This window comes from Drouetiella sp. (genome assembly GCF_059504425.1).
Map to the genome: position 1 here is coordinate 14,664 of NZ_JCACIN010000036.1, position 13,696 is coordinate 28,359.

Here is a 13,696-nt window from a genome sequence, read left to right on the forward strand (position 1 = left end):
CACGAGATTATTTGTCTTGTGCTTTCCTGTCTATGACCTCTCAAAATGTAGGTCGCTAGTCTTTAGCGGCGGTTAGACTAGATCCATTGCCCCTCTCTCAAAAGGCTGCAAGTGACTGTTCCTTTCAACGACTCTGTTCCCCTGCCTGAAGAGGATGCGCGATCGCCCCAGTTAGACCCGGCTCAGCCCGATTTAGGCAGTAGCCACTTGCCACCCATGCTAGAGAATGACTTAGCTAGCGATCGTCCCACTAAGGTTCAAAGGCATAAAGCCTACCGTTGGAGTCGTGAGAATTACTCTCGACAGCGTCGCTATGTCGATATTTGGACGTTTGTTCTAAAGCTGCTGGCGGCACGGTGGTCGTACAACAAGTCTTGGGCTTATCGGGACGGCATCAGCGATGAGGCAAAGGCAAAGCGCCGCCGCTCTTTGGCAATCTGGATTCGGGAAACGCTGTTAGATCTGGGGCCTACTTTTATCAAGCTGGGGCAGCTTTTCTCCACTCGTGCTGACCTCTTTCCGATCGAGTATGTCGAGGAGCTTTCCAAACTTCAAGACAAAGTGCCTGCCTTTGGCTACGAGCAGGTAGAAACCACGATTCAGCGAGATTTTGGTAAATCCATTCCAGAGCTGTATCAAAATTTTGACCCTATTCCATTAGCCGCAGCTAGTCTAGGACAGGTGCATCGAGCGCAGCTGTTTTCGGGCGAAGAGGTGGTCGTTAAAATTCAGCGGCCAGGGCTGAAAAGGCTTTTCGCTATTGACTTGCAGATTCTCAAGGGTATTGCTCGGTACTTCCAAAGTCATCGAGAGTGGGGGCGAGGACGCGACTGGATGGGCATCTATGCCGAGTGCTGCAAGATTCTCTGGGAAGAAATCGAGTATCTCAACGAAGGGCGCAATGCGGACACGTTTCGGCGCAATTTTCGCCAGGAAAGCTGGGTCAAGGTGCCTCGCGTCTACTGGCGCTACAGCTCTCCTAGAGTGCTAACCCTGGAGTATATGCCGGGAATCAAGATCAGCCATTATGAGGCGATCGAAGCAGCAGGACTCGACCGTACCCATCTGGCAAAGCTAGGGGCAAAAGCCTACCTGCATCAGCTTTTGACAGACGGCTTTTTCCATGCCGATCCTCACCCCGGAAACCTGGCGGTTGCTACCGATGGCTCCCTGATTTTTTACGACTTTGGCATGATGGGGCAGGTGCAGGCAATCACCCGCGAAAAGTTGCTCGACACTTTTTTTGGCATTGCTCAAAAGAACGCCGATCGCGTCGTTAGCTCCCTAATTGCGCTGGGGGCGCTGGCTCCCACCGATGACATGGGGCCTGTACGGCGATCGATCCAGTATATGCTCGATCACTTTATGGATCAGCCGTTTGAAAACCAGTCGGTGGCGGCGATTAGCGACGATTTGTATGAGCTAGCATACGATCAGCCCTTTCGCTTTCCAGCAACCTTTACGTTTGTGATGCGAGCCTTTTCTACTCTAGAGGGAGTCGGAAAAGGATTAGACCCGGAATTTAACTTCATGGAGGTCGCAAGACCTTTTGCAACAGAACTTATGGCAAATGGTAATGGCTCCAATCCCAGCGGCTTATCTGACAGTCTGCTGGGCGAACTCGGACGGCAGGCCGCTCAGGTTAGCAGCACGGCGCTGGGTTTGCCCCGCCGCATTGAGGATACGCTAGATAAGCTGGAGCGGGGCGACATTCGGGTACGAGTACGATCGACTGAAACCGATCGCGTTTTGCGCCGAATCAGTAGCGTAAACATGGGGACTAACTATACTTTACTGATAGGGGCGTTTACCTTATCTGCTACGATTCTGCTAGTTAATCACTACCTCTGGCTAGCGATTGCGGCAGCGGCAGCAGCAGGCATTGCATTGATTGCATTAATTCGCCTCATGGTGCGGATTGATCGGCTCGATCGCATGTCTTAGCGCCCTGGTTGATATCACTCTGTTTCCGATGCCAACGGCAACATCATGAAACGTTTTTTCACGGGTCTGACTGATCCGGGGCTTCTGCGAACAGTTAATCAGGATGACTACTACCTAGATCCACGAGGTCGATTTTTTGTGGTGGCTGACGGCATGGGTGGCCATGCTGGGGGGCAGGAAGCGAGCCGGATTGCCACAGAGGCGATTCGAGAGTGCCTAGAGGAATATTGGGATTCAGACGAGTCTTCTGGGGCGCTGCTGGAAAACGCTTTCTTGAAGGCGAATCAGGCAATTCTGCTAGATCAATCCAGGCATCCAGAGCGATCGGACATGGGCACTACGGCTGTCGCCTTGCTGCTGCGGGCCAATCAATCTTGGTGCGCTCACATCGGCGACTCGCGGCTGTATCGCCTCAGGGGAGCTAAGCTTAGCCAGATTACGGAAGATCATACCTGGGTGGCACGAGCCATGCGGATTGGTGAGATTACGCCCGATCAGGCGCGGATTCATCCCTGGCGACACATTTTATCCAAATGCTTGGGACGAGAAGACCTGCGTCAGGTAGAGGTGCAAAATTTTGACCTGCAATCTAACGATCGTCTTCTCCTATGCAGCGATGGTTTAACGGAGGAGCTGTCTGACCACCTGATTGCCCAACATCTAAAAACCATTCGTTCTTGCGATCGGGCTGCTACGGCGCTGGTGAATGCGGCAAAAGACAAAGGGGGACGGGACAACATTACCGTTGTGATTGTGGCGTTTGATGAAGCAATCCCCACAGAAAATTAGCCCAGTCTTCCGTAATTTGTAAAAAATTTAGCCCTTGGTGAAAAATTCCGGCAAAAATCATGCGGTTAAATCTGGAGGAGTGCTGTAAGCTATTGCTGATATGTTTGCATTTGCTCCTCATCAAGTGAATTTAGCTGAATGACTTCAGTAATCCGATCGCCCTTCTCCCACAAAAGAAACCGTAAAAAATCGGTCAAGAAGCGTCAACCCCTATTCCGGCTGATACAGAATGTGCCGACGGGGCTGGTTTTGCTGCTGTTGCTGGGGCTGGGCTATCGTCAGCTGGAAAGTTTTTTACACAAGCCCCAGGCGGTGCTGGTGCTAGGCGGCTCACCCGATCGCGAAAAATATGCTGCCACCTTTGCTCAAAACCATCCCGATTTGCCCATCTGGATTTCTTCGGGTAGCCCGCAAGAATATGCTGAATGGGTGTTTACAGAGGCAGGCATTCCCCAGGATCGGCTGCATTTAGACTATCAGGCAGTCGATACCGTTACCAACTTCACAACGCTAGTCGAGCAGTTTAAGGCTGAGGGAATTACTAGCCTGTACGTGATCACCTCTGACTACCACATGGCGCGCGCCTCAGTGATTGGCGAAATTGTTTTAGGGAGTCGGGGCATTGACTTTCAGACCGTCACCGTTCCGTCTGAGCGAGCGCCTGAGCCGCTGAATAAAGTCCTGCGGGACGGTGCGAGAGCCGCGCTCTGGGTGGCAACTGGCAGCACTGGAGCCAACTTGGCTCGGTATATGGGTCAGCATTAGGTGCGCTCATTGAAGACAATGTGTTCAACCGATCGCGGATCTTCGATGATTTTTGAGGCATTGCGGATCTCTAGCGCCACAATCTTGTCGTTGATGTCATAGTCTATCTGCACATCAGGGCGATCGCCGCTAAAGTCCTCAACGATCGCTTCTCGAAAAACGATTCGCAGAACATCGGTGGCTGCGTCATAAATTACCTTCATGCTCTTCTCCAATTATAGCTTTACCAGTTTGCTTAGGACATTTTTGGTGGGGCGCTTCGCGCCCCACCAAAAATGTCCCTGCCCTAACCGCCTTGGCGGTTGCCATATCCCTAATCATCCAGTTATGCCTTCTAGCGGCTAAAAAGGGGTTGATGTGCTGATAAAAATCAGCTGTCCCACAACATTACCAATGGTTGAGAGCGTCATCATACGCACATTGGCACAATCTAACTGTAGTAAGCCTTGCTAAACTACGGAGTTTACTCCGACTGTTGCTGCAATCAGAGCAAAGAATCTACAGGGCAACGTTCGCCTAAAGATAGGCTGTGTAAGATTTTGAGGCGCTGCCGATCTTTGGGATAATCTGTTGCCAGACTCAACAAAATTGGGTCAAGGCGTGACGCCCTGACCCAATTAGGTCGCATTATGATGGAGCTGACGGGAGTCGAACCCGTGTCCGCCATGGGTATTAGCACTCCGATCGTTCACAGGTTTAGCTTCTCTAATCCTCGAAGCGGGAACCGTCCTTTATCCCGGACGATGGGATTCTCTAGTAAAGTCTTAGCCAACTATTGACCAGAGGCAGCTAGTTGGAGCATCCGTTGGGGGTTAAGACCACAATCCTTAACGGAGTCGAATCGTGGACGCTCGAACCTATGAGAGGTTTTTGTTAGGCAACAGCTGCTGCTTTACGAGCAAAGGGTACGATGTTGTTCGCATGTACGTGTTTTGAGCCTTTGATTTTCGAGAGGAGACTCACTCTCGACCTGCATCACGAAGTGGCGTTCGCCAAAACGTCGAAACCGTTACAGCCCCGCGTATCGTATCTCACAGTATAGCGAATAAATTAGGTTGTGCTTCAGTGGCGCCACAATTTATGGGTCAGCGTTGACCAGAGCAACTGGTGAGTCTCCATTGCGAAGCAGAAGAATTTACCAACCGGAGATCCTGAAAATGTACCCAGACCCTTGTTCTCTGATGCACAACCTCTGACGCACAACCTTTGAGTCTTAACCAGCCATTTCCTGTACTTTCCGTTACAGTTCTGACCGATGAAAAGTTGTTCACTAATTCATCGGTCATTGAATAGACCTCTTGCAAATTAGGTTTAGTGGGGGCTGTGCCCCCACTAAACCTGATCCCAAAACTTTAATCTGCAAGAGGTCTAATAATTTCAATGCAACATCGGTGTGAGATCCCTTAGGAGCAAAGCGCAGAGATATGAGCAGGTTTTCGTTGAAGCATCGGATGAAGGGCTTGCTCTCAAGCATGGCTCACTGGATGAGGTCACTGAGTCAGATCAATGGGCATCCGGTTTATCAGTCGCGCCGCCACTGGCCTATTTGGGTAAGCATCAATACCGCTATCCTCTTGGTCATCGCCGGATGGGTTGGAGTTGCCTGGTCAACCCCTGCAACCGTTGGAAAACTGTATGAAGTCACGTCAAGCCCTGAAAACGTCATTTGGGGAGAACTGTTTAAGCCTGACAGTCAGCCCATTCTCACCGTCCAATCGGGCGATCGCATTGTCATGCAAACGGTATCCCATGAAGGGATTTTGGCTGATCAGGGAGACACGGTTCAATTTTTGACGGGTGGAGGAATTAAGCAGGAAGACATTCTTGCGGATCAGCTCACGATTAAGTCGCAGGTTGAGAAGACTGGGCCAGGGCCGCACGTGATTACGGGTCCTATCTATGTCGAAGGCGCCGAACCAGGGGATGTCCTAGAGATCAAAACCCTGAATATTGATTACCGGGTGCCCTATGGCGTTATCTCCAACCGACATGGCAGAGGGGCATTGCCAGGGGAATATCCAGAGAACAATGCGCCGATTTACACCAAGGTGATTCCGATCAAAGCCGAAGAATCGATCGGCGTGTTCAAACCTACTAACGGTTTGCCAGAGATTGATATTCCGCTCAATCCGTTTATGGGAATTATGGGCGTTGTCCCGGCTGATGTAGAGCAAGCGGTTAACTCAGTACCCCCTGGTATCTATGGTGGGAATATTGATATTAAGTGGCTAGGCGAGGGCAGCAGCCTCTATTTGCCCGTTCAAGTTCCTGGCGCTCTATTTTACTCAGGCGATCCTCACTGTGCTCAAGCCAACGGAGAAGTAGCGCTCACGGCGATCGAGTGCTCTCTGACTCCTACGTTTCAATTAGTGCTACATAAGGATATGCCGCTATCGACTCCCATGGGTGAAACGGAAGAATCATGGATTGCGATCGGTCTGAATACAGATCTCAACGAAGCGATGAAAGATTCGGTACGGGAGTATCTGCGAATTGCTAACGAAGAATACGGGATGACCAAGCCCGATGCTCTATTGCTAGGCAGTGCTGCGATCGACTTTGAAGTGTCTCAAGTCGTAGATATCGTTAAGGGCATTCACGGCGTAATTCCCAAGAAATTGTTTCAGGCTCTAAAGCCAGAGTAGGCTTATGGCGGCGTTGCTGAATCACGGTATGGTTTTGCAAAAATCCCAACGAGAACTCCCAACGATCTCTCAGGGAATTTAGCGAACGATTCCTACTCTGATTTAGCAACACCCATTCATTCACTCGACAGCATTGCTGAATCTGGGTATGAATGAGAGTTGGAAAAAGGCTCTGCCGCCATACAAACGCGATCTAGCTAGAAGCTAAAGTTGACGAGGATTTCAGCCATTACAATCGCCATAAATCTGGTAAAGATCGGGTAGGGTGCGTTGCGACATAGCAAACGCACCATTTTTATGGGAATTCTAACTTCACTCCTCGTGCGTAGAAGCGATATGACCGTTGACGGTGCTTTTGCTCGATCGCAACACACCCTACAGGCTGACCAAATTGTGAAGGCTATCATAAAACCTCTTGCAAATTGGATTGGGTGGGGGCTGTGCCCCCACCCAATCCAATCTAAAAATCCTAATCTGCAAGAGATCTATAGAGGAGAGGGGCGATCGGTTTTCTGAAAGGTTTCAGGGGGCGATCGCTCATGTTGCCCAGATTTTTGGGAGTCGATCGGTCTTCTGAAAGATTTTGGGAGGCGATTAGTGAAGGTAATGCTGCTGCGATCGCTCATGCTGACCAAATTCCAGGGATGCGATCGGCGGAAAAGAGATCTTTGAAGGGACTCGATCTATTCTAAAGGGGTGAATCTTCTCAAAGAACCAGGGAACAGCGCCATGCGGATATCTCTAGAGCGAAGCGGTGGATTCATCGGAATTCCGATGACGATGACCATTGATACTGATGCTTTGCCCATGGCAGAGGTGATTCAGCTTCGGAAGTGGGTTGATGCCGCAAACATCGATCGACTCCCTGCCCACATCCCCTCACCTGGCAATCAGACCGATCGCTTTCGGTATGAGTTAGTCATTGAAGATAAGGGGCAGAGGCATACCCTATGCTTCGGAGAAACAGCAATGCCCAGTGTGCTCAAACCCTTAGTTGACTGGATGATGCGATCGCGCTAGGGCTGCCTCTAATTTCACCAGAAGAGAAAACCCTCTGCAACGATTCGGATTTCTCGCCTCAGCGGCATCCTAAAAGCCCTGAGGGTATCTTGTAGTCATAACCCAGAACTCAAAGTACTGTGAGGGCGAAGAGATGAATACCAAAGGAACCGCTTATCTGCTCTGGCTGTCAATATTTTTGGGAATTGGTGGACTGCACCGATTCTATAACGGCAAAATGTTGACCGGATTGCTTTGGCTGCTGACGGGGGGTCTGTTTGGTGTAGGTCAGCTAATCGATCTGCTGCTCATTCCAGACATGGTAGATTCACATAATCGGCGGCGGAGTAGCTCACTTTATTTGCCTGGACAGCCAACGATCTCGCAGCCTGTGGTAGCCAAATTGACTGATAAACAGCTTCAGCTTCAGCTAATCAAGGCTGCACAGGCACGCGGTGGCAAAATTTCGGTGACACAGGGTGTGCTTGATACAGGCGCAGATTTTCCAGAGGTTGAAACAGCTCTAATGGGACTGGCGAAAAAAGGTCATGTAGACATTCAGAACGATGCGCGATCGGGAGTTGTAGTTTATACCTTTCCAGAGCTGTAGCGGTTTCTGGGGTGTAAGGCTTCTGGAGCGTAAGGTCTGAAGCTAGGCTGTATTAGACAATCGCCATTTGTAGTTTTGTTTACCTCGACGAGTGGTGCCATTTTTCATCTCATCATCAGAGCCGCAGGTTGGGCAGATAAGGTAAAGTTTTACGCCTGATAGGTGTTTTTCCCTGTAGCTGTATTGCTTGCTATACCCTGGCTAGTGGGAATAGCAAGCGATCGCATCGTCAACTACCCGCAGTTCTTGCGAAACTTGCGGGATGTCATGCTTTGGCTCAGTCTTTGTGCAGGGCTTGGTCTCATCAACGTTGCTGATTTTATCTATGAAATTTAATTGAGAGGAGCGCTCCGCACTCCTCTCAATTAAATTTCATAGCCGGATTAAGCAGTGTCGGTTTCATCAACGGAACGATGCGTCCTATGGCTTGCGCCAATAATGGGCAGTCATAAAGTGCTGCCACTGCCCGTCATCTCTCAACATATGGGAGGTCAAGACTCGATGATTGTCGCTCTTGACCTCAATCACGTCCTTGTACTTTCCTATTTTCTCCTCCCCTGTCATGACAGGGCCCTCAGAATTAAGCGTCAGCACAGTTTCGCCTGCATCCAATTCGCCATCGTATTGCCAGAGATACGTCATCATTGAGCCGACCCAGGTGCCCACATAGCGCTGTTTCTGCGGGTCATAGCCAAGGGTCATCAGTGTCGTTGCAAGACCACATCCAGGCATCTCACCCTCTCCTTCCGCCAGAATCCAGAATCCACCCAGCGATCGCACAGTCTCCGTTCCCGTTGATATGACGGGAGACTGATCGGGTTCCATTAGAGCTTCGGTTTCATACGTCCACTCACCGACGAGTTTCTGGAGCCATTGATGTTCTTTTTGAGGTTGAGTAGGCAGGGGTGAAGTTTGTTCGGTTTGGATGGTTTCCATTTTTATCTCCTTGTAATGAGTGATAGAGGAATGCGATCGCATTCCAGTGAATTGAAGCGCCAAATTTCTACCCATAGGTCGGCTTTTGCGGATATCCAAATGGCGAATCTTCAAAGTCTTCTTGTCGCCCGTAGGGAGTCATATCAAGCAGGCTGTAGGTATCGGTGAGGGATTCAACGCCGCGAGCATAGGTTGAGTAGGTGTGGAGAACATCTTCACCTAGGCGAAAGAAAACGCTGAGTCCATGACTCTCGCCCTGCATCACATTAGGTCCGTTTCGTTCTTCTAACTCAGCTTTGTCTTGATAGTTGTACTCGATGGGCGCAATGTTTTCGTCTAGGGTGACATGGAAATCGTAGTTAAAATCGCTGCCAAAGGAGGAATACCAGGGAACCGTCCACCCCTTGAGCGTCTTATAAGTTTCCAGCTTAAGGAGCGGGGCACGGGAGACTAGCACGAAGGTTGTGTCACGTTCATTCAGCGTAGATAGATCACCTAATGCATTGACATAGCCTGTGCAACCCATACAGCCCTTCTCCCACTCTGGTGCAAACATGAAGTGGTAGATGATCAGTTGGGTTCGTTCCTCAAACAAATCGGTTAGTTTGATGGAGCCATCCGCTCCTTCAAAGGTGTATTCCTTTGCGAGCTTGACCATGGGTAGTCTGCGTCGTTCAGCATTGATGCGATCGCGATGCTGGGTCAACTCCTTCTCTTGTTCAAGCAATGTTTTACGAGCAGTTAGCCACTCGTCTTTTCCGACAATATTGGGATGTGCAATCGTGTTCTGAATCATAGTGAATCTCCATAAATAATAAAAAAGCTCAGGCTACCGCCTCACAGTTGACCATCCACGGTGTACCAAACTGATCAATCAACATGCCAAAGCGAACAGCCCAGAAGGTTTGAGCGATCGCCATTTCTACCTTGCCGTCTTCTGCAAGGGCGTGAAAAATCCGTTCTGCTTCAGCGGGTTCGGTTACGCTCACCTGCACATAAAAGCCTTGCGGAGTTTCAAAATATCCCGGTGGACAGTCAGATCCCATGAGGAGGCGATCTTCCACCTCAAGACAGGCATGCATGATTTTGTCCTGCCACTCTGGGGAGACATTTTCTGCCGAAGGTGCCTCTTTGTGGGTCATCATCATCGTGATCTTGCCGCCAAGACATTGCTCGTAGAACTTAAACGCTGCCTCACAGTTGCCACCGAACATGAGATAGGAACTGATTTTCATGACGTACTCCTTTTGTAAATTTGTTCTTGTAGGGGCGGGTTTATATCGATTGCTGTGGAGTTTCCACGAGTCTGCCCAACCCTCCTTGGCAGCCCATGTTAGGAATTGAGGGTTAAAACTGCTTGAGAGGTTTCTGGATTGAATGGCACCGAGATGTGTTCATGTAAGATCTGCCATTCGCCCTGATGTTTCTGGCAAATGGCAGTGGCACGCATCCACATCTGCATCGCCGGATGATCCGGTTCGCCCTTGAAGTGAAATAACCAGTGAGCAGTCGCCAAGCTGTCATTAACCGCAATGGTGAGGTCGCGTGTTTCCATCTCGAAAGAGTTTGGAAAGTAAGGCAAACAGTCTTTCCACAGTTGGCGAACTGCTTCTTTGCCTATGGTTTGGAATGGAGGCTTGACATCAAAGAGAATCACCTCATCGGCATAGTGAGACATGATTTGATCGACGTCTTTTGTGCAAATGGCACGTTGTTGATTACCAATCAATTGGCGAATTTGAGCTTCATGGGTTGCATGGGTATTTCCTGCTGTTGTGGTATTGGCAACTTCTGGGAACTTGTCTACAACTTGCTGAACATCCTCAGGAAAATCCTCGAATTCCTGCACCTGACGGATTTCGATCGTCTCGTTGGCTGAGGCAGGACAGCGAGAAGCCCATTCGATCGCCTCCTCTTTTGAGTTCACTTGAATCATCCAGTAGCCACCCAGCACTTCTTTCACCCCTGGAGAAACTCCTTCAGTGACTTGTGGCTTCCCTCCACTGAAGGTCACCCGCGCCCCCGCTGAGGGTGGGTGAAGTCCATCCAGGGTAATCAGCACGCCAGCTTGTTGAAGTGATTCGTTGTACTTCATCATGCCTTCAACCGCTTTCGCATCAGGCATTGCTCCTGGAGCCGCACTCTCGTAGCCTTTGGGAATCATGAGCATCATAAATCGCATTGCAGTATCTCCTTGTGGTTACAGCGCTTTGCGCTGGGCTAGGTGTGGGTTATGCAATTAAAAATTGCTGTAAGTTTGTGAATGAGCAGACATTAATTCTCCGGCAAGCCCGCGACCTCAAGTACGGGACGAATCTCGACGGTGCCAACTCGCGCACCGGGAATGCGGGTAGCGATCGCAATGGCTTCATCCAAATCCTGAGCATTGATGAGAAAAAAGCCGCCCAATTGTTCGCGGGTTTCGGCAAACGGGCCATCCGTCACTAGAGATTTGCCGTCACGGACTTGGACACTGGTTGCCGTTGCGACGGGATGGAGTGGAGCCGTTGCCAGAAATTGCCCCTTGGTATGCAATTCCTGGGCGAGTTGGGCAGATTCTCCATAGCAATGCTCTCGCTCAGTTTCACTCAGGACGTTTTCGTCCATATAGATCAGCAGCAAATATTTCACTCGGTTGCCTCCTTTGTAGTTAAGTCGAATAGCGATCGCTCAGATCGACATCTTGTTGAAAAAATCTTATTTAGTACAATTGAACTTTAGCTTCCTTTATAGCTGTTGCCAGTTTGCTTCGGACATTTAGGGTGGGGCGCGAAGCGCCCCACCCTAAATGTCCCCGTCCCAACCGCCTTGGCGGTTGCTTATCAGTCAGTCGAACGAGAATGACTCAAATCGACAACTTGCCCAAAATTCTTTATGTCGTTTTATGACAGGTATGGCTCCAACCTCAAAATCAGATGTTGCTCAGGCGATCGCCGACCTTTATCGCACTGAATGGGGGCGCATTGTCGCTATCCTGATTCGGCTAGTGGGAGATTTTGATCTGGCTGAAGAAGCTGCCCAAGAAGCCTTTGCAGCGGCAGTGAATCAGTGGCAAATCGGTATTCCCGATCTTCCTCGCGCCTGGATTATCCGAACTGCCCGATACAAGGCGATCGATCGCCTCCGACGACGAACGCGACTGACCGAAAAACTGGAATGGTACGCGGCATCTGGGTTAATTCCATCCAGCGAAGAACCAAGCTACGACAGTGATGAAATTCCAGACGATCGCCTGCGGTTAATCTTCACTTGCTGCCATCCAGCGCTAGCGATCGAGACGCAGGTCGCATTGACATTGCGAATGCTGGGGGGGCTAGAAACCGACGAAATTGCCCGCGCCTTTCTCGTACCGACCGCCACGATGGCTCAACGACTGGTGCGGGCTAAACGCAAAATTCGAGATGCAGGCATTCCCTACAAAGTGCCAGAGACGACTGTTCTCTCTCCTCGGATAGCAGCAGTGCTGACCGTAATCTATCTCATCTTTAACGAAGGCTATGCCGCCACAAAGGGAGATTTGATGGCGCGGGCTGACCTCTGTACCGAAGCCATTCGACTGGGGCAACTGCTGCGACAATTGATGGCACCTGAAACACCCTCTGAAGTTACGGCACTGGTGGCGCTGATGTTGTTACACGACTCGCGGCGCGATGCCCGTTTAGACGAGGCAGGGGATCTGATTCTGCTAGAAGACCAGGATCGGAGCCGTTGGAATCACCCACAAATTGCTGGGGCGTTATCTCTGGTGGAAGAAGCGTTGCGTGGCGGAACGGGAGTATATGCCCTGCAGGCAGCGATCGCCGCCCTCCACTGTCAGGCAGCACGAGCCGAAGCAACAGACTGGGCGCAGATTGTGCAGCTCTATGAGGTGCTGGAACGCTTGCAGCCTTCACCCATTGTCACCTTGAATCGAGCGGTGGCGATCGCGATGGCAGACAGCCCTCAAGCGGCATTTGGGCTGATCGATCGGCTTGCCCCGGAACTGGACAGCTATCATCTCTTTCACGCTACCCGCGCAGACTTATTACGGCGTATTGGCGCTTTAGAGGAAGCGACCCAGAGCTACAGGCGAGCACTAGAGTGGGTTACAAACGACAGTGAGCGACGCTTCCTAGAACATCGGCTGCGCGAAGTTAGCCAAAGTATGCATTGAACTGTAAATTCTTATCACCGTAATGGGTGTGCTCTATGGCGCTACGCGCTTAGATCCAATGAGTTATTTTTTGAGAGCCTCGCTCCGTGCGGCTCTCAAAAAATAACTCGTCCTAACTCAATTATGTAACGCCATATGTCAGCAGGACGATTCCATTGGCAATAGATTCGGTCAAGATAAAAAAGCTGACTCAAAATCGGTCATCTTAGATTTAGCTGAGCTTTTGCAGATGCAAAAATTTGATTACTCGCTCGATTTCAAGGCGATCGACTTTCGCCAGCACCCAGAACTGTACCGAATCGGTCGTGGCGAACAGGGAGTTTTGCTAGTTGAACCCTACAAGAGCGAAATTTTGCCCGACTGGAAATTCAAAACTCCAGAAATTGCCCATCAATCTGCTGACAAAATCTACAGCCTGTTTCTCCGATACAAAACCCAAGACGATTTTGTTGGCATGGACATGGCACGAAAGTTTTTGCAGATGGGCTACACCCGATCGCGTCGGTATGCCAATCACAAGTCGGGGCACAAGTATGCAGCAGGCTCTAAAACGGTTCTGCCCCGTGAAGAAGATCCGATCAAAGCCCAATCTGCCAGGATTTTCTATGAAAAGTGGCAGTTGGCTAAGACTGATCCAGAGTATCTGCAATTAGCTGCGCGCCACCGTAAGCAATACGAAGGCTCTGAAATTGCTGCCGCCAAAAGTCCTGGTTTAGCTCATGACGATCGCTCTTTTGAACAGAGACTTTAATCGGTGAAACGAAAGAATGCGGGACATCCTGTAGGTTGAGCAGCAAAGCAACTGGTTTTTACTTTATCCAAACCCACAGAAATTTAACGCCCGATCAGATTATC

15 protein-coding genes, 1 other RNA gene and 1 pseudogene are annotated in these 13,696 nt (G+C 50.2%); 9 read left to right on the top strand and 8 right to left on the bottom strand.

Annotation, left to right across the window (positions count from 1 at the left end):
- Positions 1-216 precede the first annotated feature (216 nt).
- The 3 genes from AC5JMP_RS08320 (at position 217) to AC5JMP_RS08330 (ending at position 3,498) form a co-directional block, all read left to right on the top strand.
- On the top strand, positions 217-1,944 hold the full coding sequence (locus AC5JMP_RS08320; RefSeq protein WP_495851020.1) for an ABC1 kinase family protein: 1,728 nt from the start codon (positions 217-219) through the stop codon (positions 1,942-1,944).
- 45 nt (positions 1,945-1,989) lie between these two features.
- Positions 1,990-2,733, top strand: a complete 744-nt coding sequence (locus tag AC5JMP_RS08325) for a PP2C family protein-serine/threonine phosphatase (RefSeq protein ID WP_495850982.1) — start codon at positions 1,990-1,992, stop codon at positions 2,731-2,733.
- Between the two features lie 138 nt (positions 2,734-2,871).
- Positions 2,872-3,498, top strand: a complete 627-nt coding sequence (locus AC5JMP_RS08330; RefSeq protein ID WP_495850983.1) for a YdcF family protein — start codon at positions 2,872-2,874, stop codon at positions 3,496-3,498.
- On the opposite strand, the gene AC5JMP_RS08335 is transcribed toward AC5JMP_RS08330, so the two are convergent.
- Entirely contained in the window at positions 3,495-3,701 is a 207-nt protein-coding gene (locus AC5JMP_RS08335) for a DUF2283 domain-containing protein (RefSeq protein WP_495850984.1), read from the bottom strand. The genes AC5JMP_RS08330 and AC5JMP_RS08335 overlap by 4 nt on opposite strands.
- A 427-nt stretch (positions 3,702-4,128) precedes the next feature.
- Positions 4,129-4,517: a transfer-messenger RNA gene (gene ssrA, locus AC5JMP_RS08340) on the bottom strand.
- 405 nt (positions 4,518-4,922) lie between these two features.
- Between ssrA and AC5JMP_RS08345 the strand changes: the two genes are divergently transcribed.
- The 4 genes from AC5JMP_RS08345 (at position 4,923) to AC5JMP_RS08360 (ending at position 7,752) form a co-directional block, all read left to right on the top strand.
- Positions 4,923-6,143 (top strand): acetamidase/formamidase family protein, encoded by a 1,221-nt coding sequence (locus AC5JMP_RS08345; RefSeq protein ID WP_495850985.1) that lies wholly within the window; start codon positions 4,923-4,925, stop codon positions 6,141-6,143.
- A 539-nt stretch (positions 6,144-6,682) separates the two neighbouring features.
- A complete protein-coding gene (locus tag AC5JMP_RS08350; protein ID WP_495850986.1) occupies positions 6,683-6,835 on the top strand; it encodes a hypothetical protein in 153 nt (50 codons plus the stop codon).
- Positions 6,836-6,872: 37 nt separating this feature from the next.
- Entirely contained in the window at positions 6,873-7,163 is a 291-nt protein-coding gene (locus AC5JMP_RS08355) for a protealysin inhibitor emfourin (RefSeq protein ID WP_495850987.1), read from the top strand.
- A 133-nt stretch (positions 7,164-7,296) separates the two neighbouring features.
- Positions 7,297-7,752 (top strand): NINE protein, encoded by a 456-nt coding sequence (locus tag AC5JMP_RS08360; protein WP_495850988.1) that lies wholly within the window; start codon positions 7,297-7,299, stop codon positions 7,750-7,752.
- A gap of 60 nt (positions 7,753-7,812) precedes the next feature.
- On the opposite strand, the pseudogene AC5JMP_RS08365 reads toward AC5JMP_RS08360, so the two are convergent.
- The 6 genes and pseudogenes from AC5JMP_RS08365 to AC5JMP_RS08390 form a co-directional block, all read right to left on the bottom strand.
- Positions 7,813-7,890: pseudogene (locus AC5JMP_RS08365) on the bottom strand (IS1/IS1595 family N-terminal zinc-binding domain-containing protein); the annotation flags it as partial.
- A 282-nt stretch (positions 7,891-8,172) separates the two neighbouring features.
- Positions 8,173-8,688 carry a DUF1579 domain-containing protein gene (locus AC5JMP_RS08370; protein ID WP_495850989.1) on the bottom strand — a complete coding sequence of 172 codons (516 nt, stop codon included), beginning with the start codon at positions 8,686-8,688 and terminating at the stop codon, positions 8,173-8,175.
- Positions 8,689-8,755: 67 nt separating this feature from the next.
- Complete coding sequence (locus AC5JMP_RS08375; RefSeq protein ID WP_495850990.1) at positions 8,756-9,484, bottom strand: DUF899 domain-containing protein; 729 nt, start codon at positions 9,482-9,484, stop codon at positions 8,756-8,758.
- A 28-nt stretch (positions 9,485-9,512) separates the two neighbouring features.
- Positions 9,513-9,923: a VOC family protein gene (locus AC5JMP_RS08380; RefSeq protein ID WP_495850991.1), complete on the bottom strand. Its 411-nt coding sequence runs from the start codon at positions 9,921-9,923 to the stop codon at positions 9,513-9,515.
- Between the two features lie 98 nt (positions 9,924-10,021).
- Complete coding sequence (locus AC5JMP_RS08385) at positions 10,022-10,870, bottom strand: YciI family protein (protein WP_495850992.1); 849 nt, start codon at positions 10,868-10,870, stop codon at positions 10,022-10,024.
- Between the two features lie 92 nt (positions 10,871-10,962).
- Entirely contained in the window at positions 10,963-11,319 is a 357-nt protein-coding gene (locus tag AC5JMP_RS08390; RefSeq protein WP_495850993.1) for a YciI family protein, read from the bottom strand.
- A 253-nt stretch (positions 11,320-11,572) separates the two neighbouring features.
- Between AC5JMP_RS08390 and AC5JMP_RS08395 the strand changes: the two genes are divergently transcribed.
- Together AC5JMP_RS08395 and AC5JMP_RS08400 are read left to right on the top strand one after the other, a co-directional pair.
- Positions 11,573-12,841, top strand: a complete 1,269-nt coding sequence (locus tag AC5JMP_RS08395) for an RNA polymerase sigma factor (RefSeq protein WP_495851021.1) — start codon at positions 11,573-11,575, stop codon at positions 12,839-12,841.
- 229 nt (positions 12,842-13,070) lie between these two features.
- The gene (locus tag AC5JMP_RS08400; RefSeq protein WP_495850994.1) at positions 13,071-13,592 is read left to right on the top strand and encodes a DUF4385 domain-containing protein; all 522 of its coding nucleotides are present in this window, start codon (positions 13,071-13,073) and stop codon (positions 13,590-13,592) included.
- Positions 13,593-13,696: the final 104 nt, after the last annotated feature.

Bases quoted from the DNA above. Each gene is read 5' to 3' on its own strand.
- AC5JMP_RS08335 (WP_495850984.1), bottom strand. From the start codon at position 3,701: ATGAAGGTAATTTATGACGCAGCCACCGATGTTCTGCGAATCGTTTTT.
- AC5JMP_RS08345 (WP_495850985.1), top strand. From the start codon at position 4,923: ATGAGCAGGTTTTCGTTGAAGCATCGGATGAAGGGCTTGCTCTCAAGC.
- AC5JMP_RS08355 (WP_495850987.1), top strand. From the start codon at position 6,873: ATGCGGATATCTCTAGAGCGAAGCGGTGGATTCATCGGAATTCCGATG.
- AC5JMP_RS08375 (WP_495850990.1), bottom strand. From the start codon at position 9,484: ATGATTCAGAACACGATTGCACATCCCAATATTGTCGGAAAAGACGAG.
- AC5JMP_RS08320 (WP_495851020.1), top strand. From the start codon at position 217: ATGCTAGAGAATGACTTAGCTAGCGATCGTCCCACTAAGGTTCAAAGG.
- AC5JMP_RS08360 (WP_495850988.1), top strand. From the start codon at position 7,297: ATGAATACCAAAGGAACCGCTTATCTGCTCTGGCTGTCAATATTTTTG.
- AC5JMP_RS08380 (WP_495850991.1), bottom strand. From the start codon at position 9,923: ATGAAAATCAGTTCCTATCTCATGTTCGGTGGCAACTGTGAGGCAGCG.
- AC5JMP_RS08385 (WP_495850992.1), bottom strand. From the start codon at position 10,870: ATGCGATTTATGATGCTCATGATTCCCAAAGGCTACGAGAGTGCGGCT.
- AC5JMP_RS08330 (WP_495850983.1), top strand. From the start codon at position 2,872: ATGACTTCAGTAATCCGATCGCCCTTCTCCCACAAAAGAAACCGTAAA.
- AC5JMP_RS08400 (WP_495850994.1), top strand. From the start codon at position 13,071: ATGCAAAAATTTGATTACTCGCTCGATTTCAAGGCGATCGACTTTCGC.
- AC5JMP_RS08350 (WP_495850986.1), top strand. From the start codon at position 6,683: ATGTTGCCCAGATTTTTGGGAGTCGATCGGTCTTCTGAAAGATTTTGG.
- AC5JMP_RS08370 (WP_495850989.1), bottom strand. From the start codon at position 8,688: ATGGAAACCATCCAAACCGAACAAACTTCACCCCTGCCTACTCAACCT.
- AC5JMP_RS08325 (WP_495850982.1), top strand. From the start codon at position 1,990: ATGAAACGTTTTTTCACGGGTCTGACTGATCCGGGGCTTCTGCGAACA.
- AC5JMP_RS08395 (WP_495851021.1), top strand. From the start codon at position 11,573: ATGACAGGTATGGCTCCAACCTCAAAATCAGATGTTGCTCAGGCGATC.